The sequence below is a fragment of the Collinsella sp. BM28 genome (assembly GCF_054551995.1).
The window spans coordinates 216,314-241,506 of the sequence record NZ_JBTOLJ010000001.1; the positions used below are offsets into that span (position 1 = coordinate 216,314).

The 25,193-nt window shown below is 57.7% G+C and carries 23 protein-coding genes; 19 read left to right on the forward strand and 4 right to left on the reverse strand.

What is annotated here, in order from left to right:
- The first annotated feature begins 2 nt into the window (after positions 1-2).
- From ACX9NZ_RS00950 to ACX9NZ_RS00990, 9 genes are all read left to right on the forward strand, one after another.
- Positions 3-1,052, forward strand: coding sequence for a polysaccharide biosynthesis protein (locus ACX9NZ_RS00950; RefSeq protein ID WP_459389420.1), 1,050 nt, complete (start codon positions 3-5; stop codon positions 1,050-1,052).
- A 1-nt stretch (position 1,053) separates the two neighbouring features.
- Complete coding sequence (locus ACX9NZ_RS00955; protein ID WP_407496640.1) at positions 1,054-1,911, forward strand: SDR family oxidoreductase; 858 nt, start codon at positions 1,054-1,056, stop codon at positions 1,909-1,911.
- Positions 1,912-3,039, forward strand: a complete 1,128-nt coding sequence (locus tag ACX9NZ_RS00960) for a UDP-N-acetyl glucosamine 2-epimerase (protein ID WP_407496638.1) — start codon at positions 1,912-1,914, stop codon at positions 3,037-3,039.
- Positions 3,040-3,049: 10 nt separating this feature from the next.
- Positions 3,050-4,177 carry a glycosyltransferase gene (locus ACX9NZ_RS00965; RefSeq protein ID WP_407496646.1) on the forward strand — a complete coding sequence of 376 codons (1,128 nt, stop codon included), beginning with the start codon at positions 3,050-3,052 and terminating at the stop codon, positions 4,175-4,177.
- A 15-nt stretch (positions 4,178-4,192) separates the two neighbouring features.
- Positions 4,193-5,728, forward strand: a complete 1,536-nt coding sequence (locus ACX9NZ_RS00970) for an O-antigen polymerase (protein ID WP_407496636.1) — start codon at positions 4,193-4,195, stop codon at positions 5,726-5,728.
- A 32-nt stretch (positions 5,729-5,760) separates the two neighbouring features.
- Positions 5,761-7,212 (forward strand): lipopolysaccharide biosynthesis protein, encoded by a 1,452-nt coding sequence (locus ACX9NZ_RS00975; RefSeq protein ID WP_407496634.1) that lies wholly within the window; start codon positions 5,761-5,763, stop codon positions 7,210-7,212.
- A 10-nt stretch (positions 7,213-7,222) separates the two neighbouring features.
- A complete protein-coding gene (locus tag ACX9NZ_RS00980; RefSeq protein WP_407496632.1) occupies positions 7,223-8,485 on the forward strand; it encodes a glycosyltransferase family 4 protein in 1,263 nt (420 codons plus the stop codon).
- A complete protein-coding gene (locus ACX9NZ_RS00985; protein WP_407496630.1) occupies positions 8,478-9,239 on the forward strand; it encodes an SGNH/GDSL hydrolase family protein in 762 nt (253 codons plus the stop codon). The genes ACX9NZ_RS00980 and ACX9NZ_RS00985 overlap by 8 nt, the downstream gene beginning before the upstream one ends.
- A 348-nt stretch (positions 9,240-9,587) precedes the next feature.
- Positions 9,588-10,838, forward strand: coding sequence for an IS256 family transposase (locus ACX9NZ_RS00990; protein ID WP_407496628.1), 1,251 nt, complete (start codon positions 9,588-9,590; stop codon positions 10,836-10,838).
- A gap of 1,203 nt (positions 10,839-12,041) precedes the next feature.
- On the opposite strand, the gene ACX9NZ_RS00995 is transcribed toward ACX9NZ_RS00990, so the two are convergent.
- Positions 12,042-12,581, reverse strand: coding sequence for a hypothetical protein (locus ACX9NZ_RS00995; RefSeq protein ID WP_118653383.1), 540 nt, complete (start codon positions 12,579-12,581; stop codon positions 12,042-12,044).
- Between the two features lie 282 nt (positions 12,582-12,863).
- Between ACX9NZ_RS00995 and ACX9NZ_RS01000 the strand changes: the two genes are divergently transcribed.
- From ACX9NZ_RS01000 to ACX9NZ_RS01010, 3 genes are all read left to right on the forward strand, one after another.
- Positions 12,864-13,694: a hypothetical protein gene (locus ACX9NZ_RS01000; protein WP_118653385.1), complete on the forward strand. Its 831-nt coding sequence runs from the start codon at positions 12,864-12,866 to the stop codon at positions 13,692-13,694.
- 144 nt (positions 13,695-13,838) lie between these two features.
- The gene (locus tag ACX9NZ_RS01005) at positions 13,839-14,333 is read left to right on the forward strand and encodes a hypothetical protein (RefSeq protein WP_407496625.1); all 495 of its coding nucleotides are present in this window, start codon (positions 13,839-13,841) and stop codon (positions 14,331-14,333) included.
- 1 nt (position 14,334) lies between these two features.
- On the forward strand, positions 14,335-14,628 hold the full coding sequence (locus tag ACX9NZ_RS01010) for a DUF2442 domain-containing protein (protein WP_302742115.1): 294 nt from the start codon (positions 14,335-14,337) through the stop codon (positions 14,626-14,628).
- A gap of 76 nt (positions 14,629-14,704) precedes the next feature.
- Here ACX9NZ_RS01010 and ACX9NZ_RS01015 read toward each other — a convergent pair whose 3' ends face one another.
- Together ACX9NZ_RS01015 and ACX9NZ_RS01020 are read right to left on the reverse strand one after the other, a co-directional pair.
- On the reverse strand, positions 14,705-15,211 hold the full coding sequence (locus tag ACX9NZ_RS01015) for a GNAT family N-acetyltransferase (protein ID WP_407496623.1): 507 nt from the start codon (positions 15,209-15,211) through the stop codon (positions 14,705-14,707).
- A gap of 79 nt (positions 15,212-15,290) precedes the next feature.
- Entirely contained in the window at positions 15,291-15,575 is a 285-nt protein-coding gene (locus ACX9NZ_RS01020; RefSeq protein ID WP_407496621.1) for a hypothetical protein, read from the reverse strand.
- 308 nt (positions 15,576-15,883) lie between these two features.
- On the opposite strand from ACX9NZ_RS01020, the gene ACX9NZ_RS01025 reads away from it, so the two are divergent.
- From ACX9NZ_RS01025 to ACX9NZ_RS01055, 7 genes are all read left to right on the forward strand, one after another.
- Positions 15,884-17,329 (forward strand): sensor histidine kinase, encoded by a 1,446-nt coding sequence (locus ACX9NZ_RS01025; RefSeq protein WP_407496619.1) that lies wholly within the window; start codon positions 15,884-15,886, stop codon positions 17,327-17,329.
- A gap of 401 nt (positions 17,330-17,730) precedes the next feature.
- The gene (pstB, locus tag ACX9NZ_RS01030) at positions 17,731-18,564 is read left to right on the forward strand and encodes a phosphate ABC transporter ATP-binding protein PstB (protein WP_407496644.1); all 834 of its coding nucleotides are present in this window, start codon (positions 17,731-17,733) and stop codon (positions 18,562-18,564) included.
- A 31-nt stretch (positions 18,565-18,595) separates the two neighbouring features.
- Positions 18,596-19,273, forward strand: a complete 678-nt coding sequence (locus ACX9NZ_RS01035) for a response regulator transcription factor (protein WP_118653413.1) — start codon at positions 18,596-18,598, stop codon at positions 19,271-19,273.
- Positions 19,274-19,306: 33 nt separating this feature from the next.
- Positions 19,307-20,749, forward strand: coding sequence for a sensor histidine kinase (locus ACX9NZ_RS01040; protein ID WP_407496617.1), 1,443 nt, complete (start codon positions 19,307-19,309; stop codon positions 20,747-20,749).
- 149 nt (positions 20,750-20,898) lie between these two features.
- Complete coding sequence (locus ACX9NZ_RS01045; RefSeq protein WP_407496615.1) at positions 20,899-21,582, forward strand: transaldolase family protein; 684 nt, start codon at positions 20,899-20,901, stop codon at positions 21,580-21,582.
- 176 nt (positions 21,583-21,758) lie between these two features.
- Positions 21,759-22,601 carry a transketolase gene (locus ACX9NZ_RS01050; protein ID WP_317440130.1) on the forward strand — a complete coding sequence of 281 codons (843 nt, stop codon included), beginning with the start codon at positions 21,759-21,761 and terminating at the stop codon, positions 22,599-22,601.
- Positions 22,602-22,605: 4 nt separating this feature from the next.
- Positions 22,606-23,547, forward strand: a complete 942-nt coding sequence (locus ACX9NZ_RS01055) for a transketolase family protein (RefSeq protein WP_118653419.1) — start codon at positions 22,606-22,608, stop codon at positions 23,545-23,547.
- Positions 23,548-23,747: 200 nt separating this feature from the next.
- Here the strand turns inward: ACX9NZ_RS01055 and ACX9NZ_RS01060 are convergent, their stop codons facing one another.
- On the reverse strand, positions 23,748-24,713 hold the full coding sequence (locus ACX9NZ_RS01060; RefSeq protein ID WP_118653421.1) for a hypothetical protein: 966 nt from the start codon (positions 24,711-24,713) through the stop codon (positions 23,748-23,750).
- Between the last annotated feature and the right edge of the window lie 480 nt (positions 24,714-25,193).

Sequence of the window (25,193 nt, forward strand, 5' to 3'; positions counted from 1 at the left end):
ACATGTCACCATTCGCGGGCAAGACCCTCATGATCACGGGCGGCACGGGCAGCTTCGGCAACACCGTGCTCAAGCACTTCGTGGACACGGACTTCGAGGAGGTCCGCATCTTCTCCCGAGACGAGAAGAAGCAGGACGACATGCGCCACCGCCTGCAGGAGCGCAGCCCCGAGCTCGCCTCCAAGGTGCGCTTCTTCATCGGCGACGTGCGCGACGCCCAGTCCGTGCGCGACGCGATGCGCGGCGTGGACCACGTCTTCCACGCGGCGGCGCTCAAGCAGGTGCCCTCATGCGAGTTCTTCCCCATGGAGGCCGTGCGCACCAACGTCATCGGCACCGACAACGTGCTGCACGCCGCCATCGCCGAGGGAGTGGAGAAGGTCGTGTGCCTGTCCACCGACAAGGCCGCCTACCCCATCAACGCCATGGGCAAGTCGAAGGCCATGATGGAGTCGATCATCTACGCCAACGCCCGCAACGGCGCGGGCCGCACCACCATCTGCTGCACGCGCTACGGCAACGTGATGTGCTCGCGCGGCAGCGTCATCCCGCTGTTCATCGACCGCATCCGCCGCGGCGAGCCGCTCACGGTGACCGACCCCAGCATGACCCGCTTCCTCATGAACCTCGACGAGGCGGTCGACCTCGTGCAGTTCGCCTTCGAGCACGCCGACCCCGGCGACCTGTTCGTCCAGAAGGCGCCGGCCTCCACGATCGGAGACCTGGCCGAGGCGGTCCAGGAGGTGTTCGGGCATGTGGGCACCAAGGTGATCGGCACCCGCCACGGCGAGAAGCTCTACGAGACCCTCATGACCTGCGAGGAGCGCCTGCGCGCCGAGGACATGGGGGACTACTACCGCGTCGCCTGCGACTCCCGCGACCTCAACTACGACAAGTTCTTCGTCGAGGGGGAGGTCAAGACGCAGGCCGACGAGGCCTACACCTCCCACAACACCGAGCGCCTGGACGTCGCCGGCACGGTCGGGAAGATCAAGACCGCCGAGTACGTCCAGCTGGCCCTCGAGGGCCGCGAGCACGAGGCGGTGCAGTAGGTTGAGGTTCCTGGTACTCGGCGCCTCCGGCATGGCGGGGCACCTCATCTCCCTCCACCTCGAGGAGCGGGGGCACGACGTGACCGGCTTCTCCCGGCGCGGCGTGCCGTTCCTGGACAGCCAGGTCCTCGGCGATGCGCGGGACGAGGCGCTCCTGTCCGAGACGGTCGCCTCGGGGGGCTACGACGTCGTCATCAACTGCGTGGGGGTCCTGAACAGGGCCGCCGAGACCAACCCCGACGCCGCGTGGCTCAACGGCGAGCTGCCGCACGCGCTCGCGCGCATGACCGAGGACGTCCCGACCCGCGTGTTCCACATGAGCACCGACTGCGTATTCGCCGGGAACGCCGGCCCCTACACCGAGGTCAGCGTCCCCGACGGGACGAGCGCCTACGACCGCACCAAGGCCGCGGGCGAGCTGAACGACGGCAAGAACCTCACCTTCCGCAACTCCATCGTGGGCCCGGACATGAGCCCGAGGGGCATCGGCCTTCTGAACTGGTTCATGCAGCAGCCCGGCCCCGTCAAGGGCTACACCGGGGCGATCTGGACGGGCCTCACGACGCTGGAGCTCGCCAAGGCCATGGAGCGCGAGGCGGGCGAGGACGCGACGGGCCTCGTGAACATGGTCCCCGAGGGTTCCATCAGCAAATACGACCTGCTAGGGCTGTTCAACCGCGAGCTGCGCGGCGGCTCCGTGGAGATAGTGCCCGACGCGGGCCTCCAGTTGGACAAGACGCTCGTGCGCACCAACTTCGAGCCGACCTATCGTCCCAAGCCCTATCCGGAGCAGGTCCGTGAGATGGCCGAGTGGGTCCGCTCCCACCGGGACCTGTACCCCCACTACGAGGTGATGTAGATGAGCAAGCTCAAACTCATGGTCGTCATGGGCACGCGCCCGGAGATCATCAAGCTCTCGGAGGTGGTCCGCAAGGCCGACGAGTACTTCGACCTCTCCATCGTCCACACCGGCCAGAACTACGACTACGAGCTCAACAGGGTCTTCTTCGACGACCTGGGCATCCGCGAGCCGGACCGCTACCTGGGCGTGGTGGGGGACGACCTGGGGCAGACGATGGGGAACGTGGTCTCCAAGTCCTACGCGCTCTTCGCCGCCGAGCGGCCCGACGCGGTGCTCGTGCTGGGTGACACGAACTCGTGCCTGTGCGTCATCTCCGCGAAGCGCCTCAAGATTCCCGTCTTCCATATGGAGGCGGGCAACCGCTGCAAGGACGAGAACCTGCCCGAGGAGGTCATCCGCCGCATCGTCGACGTGACGAGCGACGTGAACCTGTGCTACTCGGAGCACGCGCGCCGCTACATCCTGGACAGCGGCGTGAGGCCCGAGAACACCTACGTGGTGGGCAGCCCCATGGCCGAGGTGCTCGACCGCGCCATGCCGAGCATCGAGGATTCGACCGTCCTGTCCGACCTCGGCCTGGAGGCCGGCCGCTACATCCTGCTCTCCGCGCACCGCGAGGAGAACATCGACATCGAGGCGAACTTCATGAGCCTCATGAACGCCGTGAACGCGATGGCGGAGGCCTACGACGTTCCGGTGCTCTACAGCTGCCATCCGCGCAGCGCGAAGATGATCGAGCGGAGGGGCTTCGAGTTCGACCCGCGCGTGATCCGGCACAAGCCCCTGGGCTTCTTCGACTACAACCAGCTGCAGCGCAACGCCCTGTGCGTCGTCTCGGATTCGGGGACCCTCCCCGAGGAGGCCTCGTACCTCAAGTTCCCCGCCGTCTCGGTGCGCACCTCGACCGAGCGCCCCGAGGCCATGGACGCCGGCGTGTTCTGCGTGGGCTCCATCACGACCGAGCAGGTGCTCCAGGCTGTGGACTTGGCCGTCGCCATGCACGCCAACGGCGACGACGGGATCGAGGTGCCCGCCTACGCGGACCGCAACGTGTCCACGAAGGTCATTAAGCTCATCCAGAGCTATACCGGCATCGTGAACAAGATGGTGTGGAGGAAGAATTAGCTTGAAGTACGTGCAGATCAACGCATACTCAGGCGGCTGGGCCGATTCGATCATTTTCAAGAAGCATCGCGAACTTGTTGAAAACGGAGATGAATCGTGGGTCTTCTGGGCACGTGGAAAGCATGAACAGGACGAGCATTTGCAGTGCATCGCCAGCTATCCAGAGGTGTGCTTGGACGCCCTGCAGACCAGGTTGGATGGAAAGCCGGGTTTTCATTCCAAGGGGATAACGCGTCGGCTGTTGAAAAAGCTCGACGAGATCGACCCCGACGTGGTACACCTGCATCTACTTCTGGGTTACTACATAAACGTCGAGATTCTGTTCGAATGGCTTGCGGCGCATTGCTGCAAGGTTGTATGGACGTTGCATGATTGCTGGGCGTTTACGGGACACTGCATCTACTTCACATACGCGAAGTGCGCGCAGTGGCGTTCCGGGTGCGCTGCATCTACTTCATGTCCGCAGAAGCGGACCTACCCTGAGACCTTCGCGGGTGATAAAGCGGTGTGCTGGTCGTTTGAGCGGAAGAAGAGGCTGTTCACCATGCTGCCGCCGGAGCGCGTTCAGCTAATCACCCCCTCGCAGTGGCTTGCTGACCTGGTAAAGCAGAGCTTCCTTTCCAAGTACGACGTCAAGGTCGTGCACAACACCATCAACACCGATGTATTCAAGCCCACGCCGAGCGACTTCCGTGAGCGCTATGGTCTCGGGAGCCGTTTCGTTGTGTTGGGCGTGGCCTCCAAGTGGAGCGAGCGCAAGGGGTTAGGTGACTTCATTCGGCTGGCGAAGGAACTTGATTCTGAGCAGTTCGCTGTCGTGGTCGTAGGATTGGACGCCAAGCAAATCACGCAGGTACAGTACGAGCTTCCAAGTGCTGTAGCCTTGCCAAAGACTAGTTCCGTCCAAGAACTCGCTGAGGTCTACACTGCAGTCGACGTATTTTTCAACCCAACCACCGAGGACAACTATCCCACGGTCAACTTGGAAGCCGAGGCATGCGGCACCCGTGTTGTGACCTACGACACCGGAGGCTGCCGGGAAACGCTGCATCGTGTCGATTCTCATGTTGTCGGCAGCGTATGCGAGGCTCTAGAGATCCTGCTTACCCTGCAAGAAGGAACCGACACGGCAAGCTGAAATTCACTATTGTGTATGGATGTATCAAATAAGATTGAAATGATAGATACGAAAACACCGAATGCTATAATGGCGTCTAAGAGAACCGAAATTGTTAACGCTGACACTTTTGCAAGGAATGCTAAATCGTTACTTACGGTTTTGCTGCTGTCGTTATTATTGATCAGCGGTGCAATTTGGACGCTCTTCGAAGCAATTGACGCGACTGTTCCTACTGAGTCGGAGTATTTCACTGCGCTCACGTTCGAAGGCTTCTATTTTGCTGCTGCTATTTTGGTGAGGTATTTCAGGCACCCCATTTATATGTTCGAGCCTTACGTAATGATCACCGTAGTTTATATCCTCGTATATCACGTTGCTGCAGTGTTTCAACTTACGGCGGGTGAAACTGCTCGTTACGGAGTAGACTCTACTAAATATGCGTTAATCGGCTGTACATTTGTAGTGCTTGGTCATATCGCCTTTTCCGTCGCGTATGGGCTTGAGTCAAATAGCGGCTCGAAAAAGAGGAATAAAGCTTTCTATAAGGATGTGAAAAAAGAGCACACGATAATAAAAGCAGCGTACATTATTTACTTTATCTCACTCGCATTGTATCTAGCGTATCAGTTGAGTAGGGGATTCAGCCTGTCATATGTCTTATCGGGAGGCCTTGCCTCGCAGGGTCAACTTGCGGTTAACGACAGCCCGCTAAGTTTCCTCTCATATTGCAGCTACTCGCTTATTAGCGCCTGGTTTCTCATTTATATGTTTGGTCGAAACCGAACAATCAAACTTGCTACTGGCTTCATGATGCTCGGTATAGTTTTCTTCGGAGGTAGTCGTGCTCCTCTGCTCATTCCTTTACTTGCGTGTGCTGCGCTGCACTATATTCGTAAGAATTCGTCTCCCGCACTTACAAACGTACTTGCCCTTATTAGCGCACTTGTACTGATATTCGCAGTTATGCAGGTTGCGCGCGTCGGCATTCGAACAGGCGCCGGTCTTGATATGCAGGGTGTCGATATGGCCGGCTTGTTTGAGCCTTTCTATGCGGAAATCGACGACTTTAAGGTCTATTACGGAGTATTTGCCATTGTCCCCAATCTCCATCCGCTTCTCTTTGGAAGGCAGATGATTCTTGGATCGCTAACGCTGTTCATTCCTCGCGCCATTTGGCCTGGGAAGCCCCAGCCAATGATTTATGAAATCATCAATCTTCTTTATGGACAAAAAGCTGTTCTCGACGGTGTTGCATACCCGAATTTAAGCGAGTATTACGTTGAATTTGGCTTTGCTGGCATCATCGTCTGCATGTTCATTCTTGGGTTGCTGTGTCGCTATTGCCGAGGTCTATTTACAGAAGGAGGCAAAAGTTCGCTTGCACTTGCGCTGTACTGCGTCATTTTTCCTGCGCTATTTCAGGTAATTATCCGTGGCTATATGCCGCAAAACTTCTCGATGCTCGTTTTTCTCCTCGCTCCAATCATCATTGTTGAGCTTCTAAACAAAGGCAATTGCGAAAAGCCGAACGAGCTTTTGAGAAACAATCGGAGATACCGTACCAGATAGATGCTAATGCCGGCTTTTATGATTGGAGCGTTGTGCCAGATAAGATAGTTTCGAAATACCGTGCAATGTCTTTGCCCGTGAAAGCGGGTTTGTGGTTTACGCTAAGCGCGATAATTCAGCGAGGGCTATCTGTCATATCGATGCCCATTTTTACACGACTGTTCTCGATCGATGAGTATGGGTCTTACAGTCTTTATGTAACTTGGGTTATGCTGTTTAGCCTTGTAATCACCCTTAATATACAGCAAGAAGTATTTAACAAGGGTCTGTCTGATCACGAAAACGAGCGTTCTGAATACTCAACGTCCCAGGCAGTTCTCATTACGGCTTTGATCGTATTGTTTTACATCTTGTACCTTTTGCTTCGGTTTCCCATTAACGCATTTACGGGTATGGGGACTCTTTTGACATCCCTAATGTTTGTTGATATTTGGGCTTCTGCAATTGTCACGCTTTGGCTTACCCGTCGTCGGTTTGACTATGCGTACAAACCTCTCTTAGCCGTAACGCTTGGTATTTCCATCGTTAGTATTGCTATCGGCATAGTTGCCGTGACATTGGCCCCCAGCGGTTATAAGGTTATTGCACGAGTAGTGAGTAATCTCGTTCCCTATTTAGCAGTCGCGATGTTTGTGATAATTGATTTCCTGAAGCACTCTAAGCATTGCTTTGACCATGACTGGTGGAGTGCTTCAGTCAAGATGGGCGTGCCCCTCACGCCGCATTACGCATCGCAGGTCTTACTCAATCAAGCCGACAAAGTCCTGATTAGTTGGTTTCTCGACAACGCCAAAGTGGCAATCTACGGAGTGGCACACTCCGCCGGCTTATTGCTTGTCATGGTAAGCAATGGCATCAACTCCTCACTTGTACCTTGGCTCTACAGCAAACTGAAATCAGGCGATTGTCGATCTGTTGCGGGCGTGTCTAACGCTGCGGCTCTACTTGTAGCTGTACTGGTGTTTATCCTTATGCTTCTTGCACCGGAGTGCGTTGCCTTGCTTGCAACGGGAGATTACGCGGAAGCATTATGGTGTATTCCGCCCATAGCTACTGGTGTCGTGTTTACTTTTCTCTATTCCTTGTTTGTGAACGTCGAAATCTATTACGGTAAGGCTGGCTATGTGGCGACCGCATCGGTACTGTCAGCTGTTTCGAATATCGTTCTTAACGTTGTCGCTATCCCCGTGTTCGGATACATCGCCTCCGCATACGTTACAGCCGTCTGCTATATAGGTACCGCCGCGCTCCATTACTTATTTATGAAGAAGACTCTCAAGAGCAAGGGAGTGAGCGTTCGCATTTATGACGTCAGGTTCATGTGCTTCATTGGCGTTTTAACGTGCCTTTTTGCGGCGATTTCCCTCGTCCTTTACACGCTCGGGCCTGTACGTTACGCGTTCGTTGTGGCGCTTTTAGTTTGTATTTATGCACGTCGCAATCGTTTGCGCTCTGTATTTAATACAGTCCGCAGCAAAGGATAGGATTCAGTTCATGAAAATTATTGTAGCGCATCCACAACGTCAACATTCATATCGACTGGCAGAAGCGCTCAATAGTGCTCACATGCTTGGGGCATATTGCACAACGGTGTATTATCGTCCCCATACTTTAACGGCAATCGTGGCAAGGTTATTGCCGCCCTTTTGGCGAAAGAAGGCAACTTCCAGGCATAGCGATTGCTTATCGAACGAGTTGGTGATTCAATACTCGGAGTTTGGTGGACTTGCATTTTTGTTTACGCATAACCTATCTTTTGCAAAGCGCTGGTGTTCTCAAGTTGAGCGCATTGTCGACGACCGGTTCGCTCGAAAAGTCGCCAAGCTTGTTGCAAAGACTGGAGCAGATGCCGTTGTTGGATACGATGGCCATTCTGCCGTTCTTTTCGAAGAGGTGAGGCGCCTATCGCCCTCTACGGTCTGTATAGCTGATATGTCGGCTGGCAATGCCCTCTATTTGCGCTCTGTGTACGAAAAGGACATTCAGCTCAAGCCAGACTTCTCGGATAGTCTTCACGGCTGGAGGAGGGTCTGGGATCCGATTGACGTTGATAGGACAAAGCGCGAACTTGAGGCTACCGATGCATTTTTATGCGGTTCAACATTTGTTGAGCGCAGCCTTGGCTATTCGGGAATCCCTCAGGACAAATGCAGGGTTTGCCACTATGGCGTTGATGTCTCCGCTTTTTCGTACGCGCCACGCCAAGCGAGGTCAGAAAATGAGCCGCTGACCTTTATATATCTTGGACAAGTCGCAGAACACAAGGGAATTTCCTACCTTCTGGAAGCTTTCAGGGATATTGAAGCATCGCGTGCGAGACTTATATGCGTGGGCGCTATCTACATTCCGGATTCGATCGTTGCCTCTCTTTCCTCAAACATTGAGCTTAAGGGGATGGTTCAGCACGATGAAGTGTCTGATCTGCTGATTTCTGCTGATGTGATGATCTTCCCGTCGCTTGGAGATGGATTTGCCCTTTCCATCATGGAGGGTTTTGCCTCGGGGCTGCCTGTGGTTTGCACGGACAACACGGGCGCAGCGGACTGTGTGGTAGAAGGCGAAAATGGGTTTATAGTGCCCACTCAGGATGCGGCTGCACTTCGCAGCAAAATCGATTGGTTCCTAAATAATCGTAACAAAATTCCAGGCATGGCGGAGGCCGCACGAAAGTGTGCTCTTGATTTGACCTGGGACGACTACTACGCAAATGCAGTTATAGCAATTACGGAATTAGTAGAGGAGGTGCGCTGTGAGTGACAGTAAGAATATGGTATACCTGCTGGGCGATAGCATCACGCAAGGGCTCGGCAGCAAGAAAGTGAATTTTACTGGTGAGCTTTCTCGACTGCTTGGAGAATCCTACGAGGTGGTGAACCTTGCCCATACGGGCACAATGGTCGATTTTGCCTTACAGCTGTTAGAGGACGATAAAGTGCGCTTTGCAGGGGAAGGCGATGTATGCGTTGTGCTGTACGGCAATGTTGATGCTCAGATTCGCCCCAGTCGTACGGGGCGCGTATTCCCACGCATTCCCAAAAGATTCCAGGGTGGAGGCATGCTCATGCCACGCCCTTTCTATTCCCATACGCTCGTAAAGCGCATGGGACAGCATGCTGACAACCTGTGCAGGAAAGCGCTGTCAGGCGTGATCAAGATTGTTGACGGCACGGAGCAATGGATGCCCCTGGAGTCGTTTTCGCCACAGTATGAAGAGCTACTTGACGGGTTGTTGGGACTTGGTTTCAAAGTCGTTCCGTGCTCATGCGTGTACATCGATGAGGAGCTGTTCTCGGGGACACCAGAGCAGTACGAACTGTACAACCAAAGGATATACTCCCTGGCTTCGGAACGCTCCCTAGATTTTATCGATTTCTATGGTCTGTTCAGATCGCAGGTTGAGGCTTCTGGCTGGGATTCCTGTTACAACAAAGACCATTTTCATCCCAATGGTGAAGGCTATCGTCTTATGGCAGAGCGAATAGCAGCTCAAATCAAAAGAACAGACCACTGACGTAATGCGCGGCCGAAAGCTCGCGCATCGAACCTGCCGCAAGGTGACCGTTGCCGAGTGGCGCGGCGGCATCTTGCAGATTTCGATCGCGAACAGTATGTGAACCGCTGTTAATCCCCCCAAATGCTGCGGGAGAGGCCTATGGTTTTCTGAAAAATGGGCCTCTTCTTTTCGGTGCAGCCCGTCAGAGACGACCACGTCGAAAATGTTGATGTAAGCAAGGTCGATGAAGGGACGGCCGCGATCACGTCGGAAATGTTGGTGTAAGTGGAGGTCGCTAAAGGGACGGCCGCTGCCTAGAATTCAAATCAGCTACGAGATGGATTCGTTCGAAAGGCAACGGCCGCAATGGACACTTTACAGCAACTCCCAACCCACGGCGACGGGCTCCTCGACATGAGGGAGCTCGCCCGGACCCTGCTCGAGTCGATGGTGAACGAGGTGATGGACGCGCAGGCGGACATGCCGTGCGAGGACGGGGCGAACTCGCGCAACGGCTACCGCGGGCGCGGCCTTGCCACCCCCGTCGGCGACATCACCCTGCGCATACCCAAGCTGAGGGCCGGGACCTACTTCCCCGAGGGAATAATCGAGCGCCACTCGCGCGCCGACAGGGCCGTCGCGGCGGCCGTCGCGGAGTCGTGGGCGAACGGCGTCTCGACGAGGAAGATGGAGCGGATCGCCCGCAAGGTGGGAATAGAGAGGCTCTCGAAGGACCAGGTCAGCGCCATGTGCAGGTCGCTCGACGCCGAGGTCGGCGAGCTCGCGACGCGCGGCCCGGCCGAAGTCGAGGTGCCCTACCTGTTCCTCGACGCCACGTACGTCGAGTGCAGGAGGGACGGCCGCGTGCAGTCAACGGCCGTCGTCACCGCGATCGGCGTCGGCTCCGACGGCGCGCGCCGCATGCTCGGCATCGCGGCGATCGACACCGAGACCCACGCCGGCTGGCTCGGCTTCCCGCGCGGCCTGCGCGAGCGCGGGCTCTCGGGCGTCCGCCTCGTCGTCAGCGACGCCCACGCGGGCCTCGTGCGCGCGGTCTCCGAGTGCCTGCCGGGCGCCGGCTGGCAGCGCTGCGCCGTCCACCTCGAGCGCGACGTCTGCTCCCTGCTGCCCTCCAAGCGCCATAGGGCGATGGCGGCCAAGGCGATGCAGGCGGTCTTCCGCGAGTCGGACCCCGCCACCGTGAGGTTGGCGTACCGCGCGGCGATCGACGCGGTCGGCGCCCTGTCCGCCGCCGCGGGGGCGCTGCTCGAGGACGCGGAGGCCGACGCGCTCGCGTACCTGGACTTCCCCGCCGAGCACAGGCGCCGCATCCGCACCAACAACGTGCAGAAGCGCATGAACAGGGAGATAGAGCGCAGGTCGAGGGTCGTGCAGGTGTTCCCGAGCCCGGAGTCGATGCTGCGCCTGGTGGGCGCCGTGTGCGCCGAGCAGGACGAGGACTGGTCGAGCAGGCGCTACATCTCGCCCGAGTCCATGCTCAAGCTGGCCGAGCCCGCGGGGCCCGAGCCCGTCGAGAGCGAGGCGTCGCGCAGGAGGGGCCTCATGATCGTCGAGACGGCGATGGAGCTCGCCGGCGCGGGGAGGAGGGCGGCGTGATGCTATGATGCAGAGGGATTCAGGCTGCGGCCCGTCCCAGAAAGACCGGCTACACCAACTTTTCCGACACTACCGACCGGTGGTGCCATCGCGGCTGACAGCCGTTACCAATTCGGGTTACTGCGCAGCCACTTGGTGGGGTTGCCCGCAAGCGGTCCATACGAAAACTCGATTGTGCCGATGGCAAGATGGAGGCGGGTGAACTCGTTGAGGCAGTCCGAAGTGGCGGAGGACTGAATATCGCTATTCGAGTTTCAACTCCTGCGTTCCACCCGAATCCTGTCTATGGTTCAGCTATCTTTCGCTGATGTCGCTGCTTCACTACTCAAGAATTCTGGACGCCTCGACAAGCAGTCCGCGATTTCTGCATCACATATTTCTCGTGCCCATTCGTATGCGGGCAGGCTGACAGAACGAATGAGCTCAAGAGCATCTTGATAACGACCCTTGACGTTAACAAGTCTCAAATTATCCCAGTGGCACACCCTGTTTCGCAAAGACCCCATTCTCGAGAGTCTCAAGCCGATGTATGCGCGTGGGGATAGTTTTCCGCGTTCCTCTTTGTTCTTCGGTATATTGGGAAACGCTTGGTACAAGACATCCTTCCAGAGTCTTGCGCATTGGGTATCGCGTTTCCGAGCGGCTTCCCATGATTCCCGCCGTTCTGATTCTATGGGAGCGCGGGGACTGAGCCCCGCAGGATTGCCAACCATATTTTTCCATGTTCCCAAGGTTGCATGGGAAATCATGTCATCGTGAGAAGCGACCTCCTATCCTTCGTGGAGATACTGCTTGGCTCTCTTCTCCCATTCGGCGCGATGGACAAACGGAGCGAGCACGGGGCGCTTGAATATATATCGGAGCACGTGGTCCATGTATTCTCAGGGTCCTGGGCCATTCACCACTGGTTAATTGCGTTGTCTATGGAGTTGCGAACGATGACTTCCGCCAAACCGATCGGCTTTAATAATGCCTGCCCTAAATCGAGCTCCCATGCGCAAGCTTCCAGAGCCTCTTCAGCGTTGTCGGCGGCATTGAGGACGATGGCGACACGAGGGCCCCGAGCAGGGGCAACACATCTTTTGGCGAATGGGTGTCCATGCGTTTGCCTTTCCGATGGCGTAAAGTTACAATACAAGCAAGACGGTCTTTAGACCGCGTTTCTTATACTGCGCCCGGTGTTTCTCACTGGGCGCAGTTGGTTTATTCGGAAAGTGATTCTAGAATTGCCTGAATAAGGCTTTCTGCTGTCTTGATTCCCGGTATCGTGAGTTCGAGCGTCCAGTCCCGCGATCCAGTCTTGCCCTTTTTGATGAAATTCCGTTTATCCATCTCATACGCTTTCGAGAAATTCCCGGTATCAAGGCACGATTGTCTGCGACATTGTTCCTTAATGTAGGCGGCTTCAATGGGCTTTTCGGCTCCGTAAAGAAGCAGCAGGGCAACGTTGCGCATTTTTTCTCGTTTGTTTTCTCCCGGAACACGTTCTTGAAGTACCGGGAGCCCTGTCTCTTGGTCCAGGTAGAATATACCTGCAGTCTCGCACTGATCCTTGAGGCTCGCATCATCTCGGTCGAAAGAATCTGGCATGATTGTCTTAGGCTCTGAAGATGGGATTGAGGGGCTTGTGGCTGTGGAGACCAGCTCAAGCATTTGCGCCAGACGCGCAGAAACAAACTCCTCGCTTCCGGAAATGGTGAATGACCTCTTCGTTAAATCTAGGCTGATACTGGATGTTTCCATGACTGACCTCCCTTGAATCTAAGGCAATGATAGCATTCGTTTTGTTTGTTGCAACTATAAACAAGTTCAAGTTCTTAAAAAACTCGTCTAATTAGATGAATATACACGTAAACAAATATATATGTCATACCTAATCTATTGATTACTCAAACCCGACTTCTGTTTAGGATGCCTCCACCAAGAACGATCCAGCATATTTACGTCTACCTATGCGGCGTCGTGAATAGGGGCATAATTTCGGGAAAGTGCTAGATATGAGGATCGAGGGTTTCGGGGGACACGATGGAACGCTACCGCCTCGTCAAGGGTTTTGGTCGCCAGGAGTACAGAGAGGAATTCCTCGACGGCAGGCTCTACATGAACTCCCTGGGGTATTTTTGGAGTAACGGAAACGAAGCCCAGAGGGACGCCGCCGAAGGTCTGAGCCTCGAGATTGAGCCGATGACTCTGGAGGCATTGCCCATAGAGTTCAGAAGGGTGCAGATGCATTGCGCTCAAGTGTGTCCATCTGGTTTTGCCTCGTGTAATATCCTCTGCTTTGCCATGGATACCGTCAAGAACATCAATGGACTGCCGTGTATCGAGACCCTAGGGAACCCTCGCGAGCTCGGCGAGTATTTCATCGCAATCGATGATATCGATCAGTTTCTCAAACGGGTGGTGTGCGCGGTGGCCGCCCAAGGGGCGGAATACATCTTTTCGCCCGTGGCCTATGGGCCTCCCGCCTTGGCTCCCGGTCGGGATCTGGGCAATCATATTCTGCTTGAGATGGATGAAGCGCCGGGGGACGCCTTCTTTCCCGATGGGCTCCCGGGGACTTGTTTCGGGCCGTTCAAAAAGGCGGTGCAATACGCGTCGCAAAGAGAGTGGAGAATTGCGCTTTACCGTGGGGTTGCGGTCGCGACCCCATACGTCTTGGATATCGGGGACATAAGGGACATCGCTCACGAACTGCAATACGATGGCCTGTACATAGACGCCGAGATCGCCGCGCACAATACGGCAGCGTGGATCTTTGCCCAGACCGGCGGAAACATCTCAAAGGAAGAGCTGACCCGGCGCTTTTACGAGTTGGGGAATCGGAAGGTTAAGATGTTCTGTACCGTGGGTTGAGGCACATGGGGGAGCCGGTGCCATGCCCCATGAGCATGAAACTTGGCTCTAGGTCGATAATCATGTCCGCACGGCGTGCGAGAATTCTCACAACATGAATTGCTTGCAGGTACAGCTTAGGATCTGACTGAAAGAGAGTGCAAAATGGCTATTTCGAATGTTGATGCTGTGGTGACGGCGTCGACCGCGCTAGTGGCTCTTTTTGTCACGTTCCATCAAATAACTCAGTCAAACAAGCAGGGGCTCTTTAACCATCGGCTTAGCGTGTGGACAAATGCTAGGAGCCTCATGAATCTTTGTGAGAAAAATCGCCATTATCTAGAAAGGGAGCAAGAAAGCCCGGATTTGGCAAACGATTTGTCTTTTCAATTCATGACCAATAACGCTTATCTCTATTCCATTGGTCTGTCTATTGCGCATGTGCTTGAGCAAGATTACCAGCAGCTTCTTCTGTGTAAGTTGGCAGAGTTGCAGGATTTAGCCCTTGAAGCGAAATTTGTATTCAAGGGCGACTTGGGTAAATCGTTGTCGTCGTTTATCGATAGCTATCACTCCCTTTTGTTTTCCATGTATCAGTACCAGATTGCATTAAAGCTGGAAAGCCCTTCGACAAGATTGAGCCGCTCGTGTAGGAGGTAGCATGTACATCATCGACGGCATCGCATATGCTGGGGAGCCCGTTGAGGGCATCGAGGTCTCCCATGCGCGGTATGTCGGCGAGCGCATCTTGCTCGTCACGTTCTCGACGGGGGAGACACGCCTGTTCGATGCCAGCTGCCTTTTATCCATGCCCGCCTTCGAGCCGCTTGAGGACGAGGACGTCCTCAAGGATTTCCGGCTCGAGCACGGCATCATGACATGGTGTGATGGCGACATAGACATTGCCCCCGAGGCGCTTTACGAGCGGAGTTTTGAATATCAGCAGGTCGCCTGACCGTTGCCATGTTTTATGTTCGCAAAGGGCAGCCGGCCTTCGATAATGGCGTCGCCCGCGTGCGCGCACCCTTCGCTCAGCGCTCTTCTTGCTCCAACGGCATCGTCATATGCCAATGCGTCTTACTCAGCCCGAGCCGCTCATAGAGCCGATGCGCATCAGTGCGGGACCCGTTTGAGCTCAATTCGAGCACTTCGCACCCGGCTTCGCGCGCGATGCGGAGGGCACGCTGGACGAGTTTCGTGCCTATACCGCCCCCGCGTGCCCGAGCGTCGACGACTAGTTCGCAGATCTCGGCAGTCGGGCACTCGTGGTGCAGATGCGCTTCGATTTTTAAGTTGATCACACCGGCGGGCAATCCCCCGGATTCGGCTATAAAGCAGGTATAGTTTGGATTATGGAGTTGTCTAGAGAAGCGTTGGAGGAACGAGGGGTAATCGAATTCCATCGTTTCGAGCTGGCACATCATGTTGTGGACAAACGCGGCGTCCGCTTCGGTTGCGGGGCGAATGATCACGTTACCGCAGGCGGAGCCCGATTGCAGACATTCCAAATTGTTCTGTGGTTTCAACCCATCTCCCATTGGCCCTCCAAATAGACACACACTAAAGTAGTACATGCCGAGCATATGTGACGCGCTCTTGCGTATGCCGCCGAATGCGCTACGTGAGCCCCTTCTCGCGCCCGAACAGCTCCATCACGCGCTCGCCGGCCTCTTCGACCAAGATCGAACGCGCGCCCGCGGCTTCGGTCGAGCCGTTGCGCCCGTGGTAGTCGCTGCCGCCGGTCCTCATGAGGCCGTAGCGCGCGGCAGCCTCGCGCGCCTGCTCAACGGCCTTGGAGCCGTGGTCAGGGTGATGCACCTCGATGCCCATAAGCCCCGCTTGGACGAGCTCGGGAATCTGGCTCCATGAGTTCATCTGTCCGGCGTGGGCGAGTGCGGGCACGCCTCCGTGTACCCGTATCGAGGTTCGCGCGAACGCGAATCCGTCCGTCCGCCTATTGTATTCCCCTGCTCGGCATTGAGAGGGCGCATTGCTTGGCGGGGCGTTATTCGCAGCGCCCCGCATCAAGACACGCGGAGACTCGTCTCCACTTAATCCTCGCTTAATGTACCCGCATACCGATTGATGCGGGGCTGCATTGGTCATAATGGATGCAGGAATGTAATCATGGTCGCGCGCGATCATGCCACCTCGGGCGAGAGCGAGTGGCTATGTGGAACGACAAGCAGGCATCGAGGCGAGGGGGCCATTTGCCCGTTAACCCCATGACGGGTGCTCCGAATACGCGGACAGGCAACGTGGCGGACGTCGCTGCATCGCTGGACGCGACTCCAACGGGTTCTTCCGCTCCATCTCCCAAAGACGCGCCTAGGGCAGATGAGGGCAGCTTTGGCGCGCATGTCGCCAGCATGCCCCCCGCATCCGCCGTTCGTAACTCGACTTCGTCGCCCGTGGGGGATCGCACGTTCACTACGTATAACGACTCCATGGACGAGCTCCTTGCCAAGATGCGCAACATTCTCGATAGCCGCCTGCTCTCCATCGTGGTACTCGTGCTGATATCGTTCTCGGTGGTGGCGGGCGAGAACTTCCCTGCCTTCCTCATTGTGGTCGTGGTGGGGTACATGCTCATCGACCGGTTTATCACGGCCCGCCGCGCAGTTACGCTCGGCGGCCTTGCGTGGTTCATCGTCCTGTTCTTGGGCCGTCTTTTCACGATGGGCGCCGGCAGGCTTTTCATTGACCTCGACTACCTGTTCATGTTCTGCGGCTTTTTGCTCGCGCTCGCGGTGTGCGGTGTCTTTTTTGCCGGTCGCGCGATGTATTACATGGGGTACGACCGCGGCCAGGCTCTGGCAGATCGTGCGATCGCCGCGCATCTGGTCGACCGTCTCATTGAGCACCCCGAGAACGTGGCGAATCTTGATGGTACGTTTCTCGAGGTGGAGGGCGCTATCAACCGCGTGCGCAACCGCGAACGTCAGGTGGCGGATGCCCTGCGCGACGAGGCCCGCCGCAAAGACGACCTCGTCACCTATCTCGCGCACGACCTCAAAACGCCGCTGGCGAGCGTGGTGGGCTACCTCTCGCTTCTCGAGGAGGCTCCCGACTTGCCCGTTGAGCAGCGCGCTCGCTTTACGGGCATCGCGCTCGACAAGGCGCACCGCCTGGATGCACTTATCGAGGAGTTCTTCGACATCACGCGCTTCGACTTCCACGACATCGTGCTTACCCGCGGCTATGTTGACTTGGCGCTGCTGCTCGCGCAGGTCGCCGACGAATTCTATCCCATCCTCACCGAGCAAGGAAAATCAGTTGAGGTGGAGGCAACCGCGAGTCTCATCGTGCTCATTGATGGCGACAAGATGGCGCGCGTGTTCAACAACGTGATGAAGAACGCGATCGCGTACAGCTACGAGGGGTCGACCATTCGGATCTTTGCCGAGCAGACGCCCGATAGCGTGGTCGTGCGCTTCGAAAACCAGGGTGACCCGATTCCCGCTCCCAAGCTCGGCATGATCTTCGAGAAGTTCTACCGGCTGGATGCCGCGCGCGCGACTAACCGCGGTGGCGCGGGGCTTGGCCTGGCGATCGCCAAGGAGATCGTTTCCGCGCACGGGGGCACCATTTCCTGCGCTTCCACGCCCGAGGCGACGGTTTTCACCATCGAGCTGCCTAACGAGTCGCGTGGTTAGCGTAGGCTAGATGAGCTTTTTCGTACAGAAATTGGATTTTGCGAAGTAGACAGATGGGGCATGCTGCGGCGAACTGCGGTTTTGTTGCCGCATCGCGCCCGTTGAGGCTGCTCTACTTTGCAAAATCGAAAAACAATACGAAAAAGCTCAAGAAGCTCTCTATCACAACCTCAATGCGGCGCCCGTTTCCAAATTGAGGTCCCCAGATTGAGGTTCAGAACCTTCCGATCGCGGCTCCTGCGAGTTCTTAACATCCACGCGCATCGCGAGGTTGTTCCTTACAGGCTCCTTACATATGCCTTTCCGGCCTTTGAGGTGGACTCCGTATCATTCTGTGCGCTATGACGCTCATGTTGAGGAGGACCCAGGTGGATCGAACGTCTGAGGAAAGCGCCCTTGCCATGGCCCGCGCGGCCGAGGCGGCGGCATTGCGCGAGGTTGGCGCGCCCAAGATCGACCTGGGCGGCACCGTGCCCGTACACCACGCCACGCGCCTTTCCGTGAGCCACGTCGACTTGTTTTACGGTGACCATCATGCGCTCAAGGACGTGTCCATCGATATTCCGGAGCGCGAGATCACCTCGTTCATCGGTCCGTCCGGCTGCGGAAAGTCCACGCTCCTTCGCTGCTTCAATCGCATGAACGACTACGTTAAGGATTGCCGCGTTGAGGGCTCCATCAAGCTCGATGGGCAAGACATCTACGACGGCTTCGACACCACCTTGTTGCGTCAGCGCGTGGGTATGGTCTTCCAGCATCCCAATCCGTTCCCCATGAGCATCTACGACAACGTGGCGTATGGTCCGCGCGGCATGGGTGTCAAGAGCCGTTCGGAGCTGGATGGCATAGTCGAGGAGTCCCTACGTCGCGCCGCGCTGTGGGATGAGGTCAAGGACAAGCTGAAGTCGTCGGGCCTTGGTCTGTCTGGTGGACAGCAGCAGCGTCTGTGCATCGCGCGCGCGATCGCGGTCAAGCCGCAGGTTCTGCTCATGGACGAGCCCACGAGCGCACTCGACCCCATTTCCACGGTGCAGGTTGAGCAGCTGGCGATGGAACTTAAGCAGGATTACACCTTGGTAGTGGTGACGCACAACATGCAGCAGGCATCGCGCATTTCCGACTCTGTGGCGTTCTTCCTGCTGGGTGAGCTGGTTGAGCATGGCACCACCGCGCAGATCTTTAAAGCTCCGCGCGACCAGCGCACGGCGGACTACCTCACCGGCCGATTTGGGTAAAATCCACCAATAGGCGAGAGGAGCCGTTCCTATGATTTACTACGTCGAGGACGATGACAATATTCGGGGTCTCACCCTCTATGCGCTGCGCCAGCAGGGGATAGAGGCTGAGGGGTTCGCATCGGACAGCGAGTTCAAGGCTGCCGTTGCGCGTCGCGTCCCCGATGCGGTTCTGCTCGACATCATGCTGCCCGACACCGATGGCCTCGAGATCATGCGGCGCCTGCGCGCCGACCAGGCCACCGCGACGGTTCCCATCATGATGCTCACCGCCAAAGATTCCGAGCTCGACAAGGTCGTGGCGCTCGATGGCGGCGCGGATGACTACCTCACCAAACCGTTCTCCCTCATGGAGCTCACGAGCCGCTGCCGCGCCCTGTTGCGCCGCGGCGGCATGTCCAATCGTCCCGCGCCCGAGACGCTTTCCGTGGGAGGCATCGAGCTTTCCCCCAGCCATCGCGTGGTGCGCGTTGAGGGACAGGAGCTCAAGCTCACGCTGCGTGAGTTCGACCTGCTCGAGTACCTCATGCGCAAGCCCGGCGTGGTCTTTACGCGCGAGTCTCTTTTGCGCAGCGTGTGGGGCTGGGACTTTGACGGCGGCTCGCGTACGGTCGACGTACATGTGCAGACGCTCCGTCAAAAGCTGGGCGATTACGCCGATCGCATCGAGACGGTGCGCGGCGTGGGCTATCGTTTGGCAGACCTGTAAATGACGCCTCGATGCGGTCGCGTGAGTTCGCGCGTGGCCAAACGCTCCCTTTCCAAGCGTGTGTTCGCCACGATGCTCACCATGTCCCTCATCACGATCGTGGTGTTTGCCCTTGCGCTCACCTTGTTCATGCAAAAGCGCCTGGTTGATTCGACATCCGAGGAGCTGGCTAGCGAGGCGCGCGTTGTGGCGGCCTCCCTCAACAGCTCTCCAAGCTATGTCGGCATGCTTAGGCGTCTGCAGCAGGACGATACGCGCATCACACTTGTGGGGAAAGACGGTGACGTGTTGTACGACACCGATATCGACGAGAGCAAGATGGAAGACCACGGGGATCGTCCCGAGATCGAGGAGGCGTTTGAGACCGGGAGCGGTTCTTCTGACCGCGCCAGCTCAACGCTGGGCGAGGTCATGCTGTATGAGGCGGTTCGCCTGGCGGACGGCAGCGTGGTGCGCTTGGCAAAGGGCGAGGCGGGATACCTGTCTGTTCTCTGGTCGCTTGCCGGGCCCGTGGCGATTTTGACCGCCGTCGGCGTTGTGGTCTCCGTTGCCGTGGCGCGCCGTGAATCCAGGCGCATCATCGAGCCGCTGCTCGAGGTGGACCTCGATCACCCCCAGCGCAATGCACAAAACGCCTACGCCGAAATGGAGCCCATGTTGGAGCGTATTGAGACCCAGCGCCAAGAGCTCAAGCGCCAGGTGCGTGTGCTCGCCAACAATGATCGCATGCGCCGCGAGTTCACGGCGAACATAACCCATGAGCTCAAGACGCCGCTCACCACGGTTTCGGGTTACGCGGAGCTCATCGCCAACGGTATGGTGACCGACGAGGCAGATCTGCGCGACTTTGGACGTCGTATTTACAACGAGGCGGGAAGGCTCACTTCCCTTGTGAATGACATCCTCACCTTGTCCAACTTGGACGAGGCGGAGCGCTCCGAGGACGGTGCCGCGTCGGCGACGCTGGGCATGCGCGAACCCATCGACGTGCCACGCACGCTTGAGGGCATCGCCCAGCGCTTGGAGCAAGTCGCCCAGCGCGCGGACGTGCGGATTGAGCTGGCGTGCGAGCCTGCCATGGTGGTGGGTGTTCCGCGGCTCATCGACGAGCTTGCGTACAATTTGGCGAGCAATGCCATACGCTACAACCGTCCCGGCGGCGTTGTGACGCTCTCGTGCGGCGTTGAGCAAGTCGGCGGATCGGATGCAGATGAGGCCTCGGGGCTCTTTGCGCCGTACATCTGCGTTGCCGACACGGGTATTGGTATCGCCGCTGAGGAGCAGGGCAAGATCTTTGAACGGTTCTACCGCGTGGACAAAAGCCGTTCCAAGGCTCGCGGTGGCACGGGATTGGGTCTCGCCATTGTCAAGCACGCCGCGGCGTATCACGGCGCGCGCATCGAATTGGATAGCGAGCTTGGCCGCGGCACCAGCATATCCGTGCACTTTCCGGTGCAGGAGCTGCCGGAGCTGTAAAGCAACCGCCCGGGCGGGAGCCCGCTGGCGGGCCGGCTATGTAAATTCTCGACCGCTTGTCGATGCCAAAACGCTTTAGCTCCAAAACGCCTACAACGCAGCTTTTATACTGTGCTTTGTGTCGCATGATGCCGCGAGAAGGGTTTGAGATGAAGTTCTTTATCGACACGGCAGATCTCGAGGAAATCGCCGAGGCAAAAAGCTGGGGTTGCTTGGCGGGCGTGACCACCAATCCAAGCCTGTATGCAAAAACGGGCGGCAAGCTCGAGGACTTCGAGCCGCACATGCTCAAGATCGCCGAGCTGTGCGAGGGCTTGCCCGTCTCGGCAGAGGTGACGGCGAACACTGCGGAGGGCATGGTCGAGCAGGGCCGCCGCCTTTCTGCGCTCGCACCGAACATCGTGGTCAAGCTCCCCATTTGCGAAGCGGGCTTGACTGCATGCCGCGCCCTTGCAGACGAGGGCGCGCGCGTGAACATGACGCTCATCTTCTCTGCGACGCAGGCGCTTTTGGCTGCCAACGCCGGCGCCCGCTACGTGTCGCCGTTCGTTGGCCGTTACGACGACATTGCGCTCGACGGCCTTGCCCAGCTTGGGGATATCGTGACGTGCATCAAGAATTACGATTGGTCGGGCAAGAATCCGGACAGTCGAGTTGAGATCATCACCGCTTCCGTGCGCACGCCCAACCACGTGACGCAGGCGGCGCTCATGGGAGCGGATATCGCCACCGTGCCCATGAAAGCCCTCAGAAAATGCCTGCATCACCCGCTTACCGACGCCGGTCTCGCCGCTTTCGAGGCGGATTGGGAGCGGGTTGCATCTGCTCGCTAGGTCCTTTCGCTTGATTCTCAAAACGTCTTGTGGTCAAGCGTTTTATCGCAGGTAGATGTCTCAATTTCACATTGTAAGGTTTTGAATTTACCGTTTGCTTTCGACCCTCCGCCACGTCCTGCCGCTATGATTACCCTGGTAACGCGCCACCGCTCACATGCAAGGAGGCATTGTCCATGAGCGATGAGGAACTCATCCAGATTGCCAATGAAGTTAGAAAGGGGGTCGTGGTCGGAACGCATGCCGCCAAGTCCGGCCATCCCGGCGGCTCCCTCGGCTCAGCCGATATCATCACGTATCTGTATTTTGAGGAGATGAACATCGACCCGAGCGACCCGCGCCGCGCGAATCGTGACCGGTTCGTCCTCTCTAAGGGTCACTGCGCCCCTGCCCTGTATTCCGTGCTCGCCGAGCGCGGGTTCTTCCCCAAAGATGATCTTGAGACCCTGCGCCATGTTGGTAGCCACTTGCAGGGCCATCCCAACATGAACGACACTCCCGGCGTCGACATGTCCACTGGCTCGCTGGGTCAGGGCATCTCCGCCGCGGTGGGCATGGCGCTCGCCGCCAAGCACTGGGGCGATGCGTATCGTACGTTCTGCCTGCTGGGCGATGGCGAGATCGAGGAAGGCCAGGTGTGGGAGGCCGCGATGTTCGCCGGCAACCACCATCTCGACAACCTCGTGCTCATCGTCGATCACAACGGCCTGCAGATCGACGGCAGCATCGAGGAGGTCAACTCCGCGATGCCCATTGCCAACAAGTTCGAGGCCTTTGGCTTCCACGTCATCGAACTCGCTGACGGCAACGACATGGCGCAGGTGCGCGCTGCGTTCCAGGCTGCTCGCGAGGTGAGCGGCAAACCCGTGTGCATCGTCGCCGAGACGGTCAAGGGCAAGGGCGTCTCCTTCATGGAGGGCCAGGTGGGCTGGCATGGCAAGGCCCCCAACGACGAGCAGTTCGAGCAGGCAATGGCCGAGCTTGATGCCCGCGCGGCCGAGCTCGCGAAGGAGGCGTAAGGCAATGGCAGACGTTAAGAGGATCGCCACGCGTGTGAGCTACGGCGAGGCGCTGGTCGAGCTCGGTGCGGAGCACGATGACTTCGTGGTGTTCGACGCCGACCTTGCCGCGGCGACGCAGACGGGCAAGTTCAAGGCCGCCTACCCCGACCGTTTCTACAATGCCGGCATCGCCGAGGGCAACATGATGGGCCTCGCCGCGGGTGTTGCCACCACGGGCCGCGTTGCGTTCGCGAGCTCGTTTGCGATGTTCGCCGCAGGCCGTGCGTTCGAGCAGATTCGCAACTCGATCGGCTATCCGCATCTCAACGTGAAGATCGGCGCCACGCATGCCGGCATCTCGGTGGGCGAGGACGGAGCCACGCACCAGTGCAACGAGGACATCGCCCTCATGCGCACCATTCCCGGCATGACGGTCGTGGTTCCCGCCGACGACGTGGAGGCCCGTGCCGCCACGCGTTGCGCCTATGCGACGGACGGCCCCTTCTACCTGCGCTTTGGCCGTCTTGCTGCGCCGGTGATCAACGACCCTGATACCTACGAGTTCGAGCTCGGCCGTGCCGTCGTCATGCGCGAGGGCACCGATGTGTCCATCGTCGCTTGCGGCCTTATGGTGTCCGCCGCGCTTGAGGCTGCAGAGGTCCTTGCCGCGGAGGGAATCTCCGCCGAGGTCGTCAACATGCACACCATCAAGCCGCTCGACTCGGAGGCACTCGTCGCTTCCGCTTCCAAGACCGGCCACGTGGTGACGGTTGAGGAGCACTCCATTATGGGTGGCCTTGGTGAGGCGTGCGCGGCCGTTTTGGGCGAGCAGTGCCCGGTGCCCATGCGCCGTGTTGGCGTTCGCGACACGTTCGGCGAGTCCGGCCCGGCGCTGGAGCTTTTGGACAAGTACGGCCTCAACGCCGAGGGTGTTGCCGCCACTGTGCGCGAGGTGCTTGCGTAGAGGGTCCGCTCCCGCCTTCACGCCGACATGCGATGAAACGCGGTGCCGCTTGACGCGGTGCCGCGTTTTTCATTGGTGCGAAATCGCATGCTCGATTGGCTGGGATTCTCATGCTCGATCGGTGGGGCTCGCATCTTCGATTGGCGCGGCGCCGCACTTTCGACAGCAAAGCTCGCGGTGCCGCGCATCCGCGACCCCCGTCAGAATTCGTTGCCTCCATATCTGGTTACGGTCGGCATGAGCTGCATTCGCAAAATCTTTTGGAGCGTATGGAATCCGCTGGTGCGAATGCGCTTGCGAGAGCCCAGGGCGCGGAACAGATCGTCGGTGAACTGCTGGAATAGGTGCTCATCGACAAGATCCTCGTACCACACGTTCAAGATGGTGAATCCGGAGCCGACGATTTTGTTTTGTCGCCGCGCATCCCGCCCTGCCGCCTCTATGGAGTGGAACTCCTTTCCTTGGTATTCAAGGCCGACGCGCTGCCGGGTGAACCCGATGTCGACGCGCCGCCTCCCGACGGGCGTCGCGACGGGATGGTTCATCGAGATGGGACCGAGACCTAGACCGCCCATCGTGGTGGGCAGCGAGACAAGCATGGCCAGGACGGTCTCCATAGGGGAGTTTGACAGGCCGTTCACGTATTTGAGCAAATTACGCGCCCGCTTGATGCCGGTGACCCTGTGGATGGAGTCGGTGAGCCTGCCGATTTTCTCGGTTGATGTAAGCGGTTTCTCGGTGCACGTGAGGCCGTCCCACGAATCATCGAGAACATAGGTGCCGCAAAGCTCATATCCCAAGCTGATGATATCGAAGTTGCTCCAGGTGTTGTCGCCCGCAATCTGGATGAAGGAGAGTTCGGGACTCACCGTCCAGAACGATCGGTCGATTTTTATGAGCGACCGAGGAGGAAGAGGGCGGTAGCATGCCGTGACTTGGGTATCTTGACGTTGGTTGTATCCGCGGTTTCCATCGACGAGAACGTGATATGGCTTGCTCACGATGCCGTGGACGGTCATGTCATCAGCCAGGAGCTGCCGCGGCGGAACTGACAGGCCGGTGACCTGGCCGGTCCTCGGCTTGTCGAGCAGCGTCGGGATGAGGCGTTTGCTCGATCGGTAGAGTTCGAGTGCGGAGGCGCCGCACGCGCAGACAACTTTCTCCATGCATAGACGATACGCTCTTTTCTGCATTTCGGCGCATTTTTGCCAAAGTGGTCAAAAAACTACTTCATACAGTATTTCTTGTCTCTTTTTGTCGTTGGCTGGGCGTCGAGTGCATCACGGTTGATGCATGGGCGGCACACTGCTGTGCATTTCTTCATAAGTGACGGGTTTTACGGCCATTTCGATTTAGAGACGCGATGCAACGTAATTACAAATACTGTATGAATATAAATCGTGACCGCAATTGGCCGCAGCGAGCATCGAACGGTGAGGCCTGCTCTCCACGGGGTGCCAATAGCCCGCAGGTGACGGGCTGAGACTTCAGGATGCCAATTGTGTCATCTGAATCTAAGTGGTAAACGCTTAGGTTTTATGAGTTCAATTGTGGGTACCATGGAGGCGTTCAGTAGATGTGCGCCGCTTGCCGGCGCACAAGCCGGCGAAAGCCGGCTAGACGACAGCAGAAAGGGCGTTGCGCGT

Excerpts from the sequence above, each read along its gene's own strand:
- ACX9NZ_RS01050 (WP_317440130.1), top strand. The coding sequence starts at position 21,759 with ATGAGCGATGAGGAACTCATCCAGATTGCCAATGAAGTTAGAAAGGGG.
- ACX9NZ_RS00950 (WP_459389420.1), top strand. The coding sequence starts at position 3 with ATGTCACCATTCGCGGGCAAGACCCTCATGATCACGGGCGGCACGGGC.
- ACX9NZ_RS00960 (WP_407496638.1), top strand. The coding sequence starts at position 1,912 with ATGAGCAAGCTCAAACTCATGGTCGTCATGGGCACGCGCCCGGAGATC.
- ACX9NZ_RS00990 (WP_407496628.1), top strand. The coding sequence starts at position 9,588 with ATGGACACTTTACAGCAACTCCCAACCCACGGCGACGGGCTCCTCGAC.
- ACX9NZ_RS00970 (WP_407496636.1), top strand. The coding sequence starts at position 4,193 with ATGGATGTATCAAATAAGATTGAAATGATAGATACGAAAACACCGAAT.
- ACX9NZ_RS01005 (WP_407496625.1), top strand. The coding sequence starts at position 13,839 with ATGGCTATTTCGAATGTTGATGCTGTGGTGACGGCGTCGACCGCGCTA.
- ACX9NZ_RS00995 (WP_118653383.1), bottom strand. The coding sequence starts at position 12,581 with ATGGAAACATCCAGTATCAGCCTAGATTTAACGAAGAGGTCATTCACC.
- ACX9NZ_RS01015 (WP_407496623.1), bottom strand. The coding sequence starts at position 15,211 with ATGGGAGATGGGTTGAAACCACAGAACAATTTGGAATGTCTGCAATCG.
- ACX9NZ_RS01010 (WP_302742115.1), top strand. The coding sequence starts at position 14,335 with ATGTACATCATCGACGGCATCGCATATGCTGGGGAGCCCGTTGAGGGC.
- ACX9NZ_RS01055 (WP_118653419.1), top strand. The coding sequence starts at position 22,606 with ATGGCAGACGTTAAGAGGATCGCCACGCGTGTGAGCTACGGCGAGGCG.
- ACX9NZ_RS01045 (WP_407496615.1), top strand. The coding sequence starts at position 20,899 with ATGAAGTTCTTTATCGACACGGCAGATCTCGAGGAAATCGCCGAGGCA.
- ACX9NZ_RS00980 (WP_407496632.1), top strand. The coding sequence starts at position 7,223 with ATGAAAATTATTGTAGCGCATCCACAACGTCAACATTCATATCGACTG.
- ACX9NZ_RS01035 (WP_118653413.1), top strand. The coding sequence starts at position 18,596 with ATGATTTACTACGTCGAGGACGATGACAATATTCGGGGTCTCACCCTC.
- ACX9NZ_RS01060 (WP_118653421.1), bottom strand. The coding sequence starts at position 24,713 with ATGGAGAAAGTTGTCTGCGCGTGCGGCGCCTCCGCACTCGAACTCTAC.
- pstB (WP_407496644.1), top strand. The coding sequence starts at position 17,731 with ATGGCCCGCGCGGCCGAGGCGGCGGCATTGCGCGAGGTTGGCGCGCCC.
- ACX9NZ_RS01000 (WP_118653385.1), top strand. The coding sequence starts at position 12,864 with ATGGAACGCTACCGCCTCGTCAAGGGTTTTGGTCGCCAGGAGTACAGA.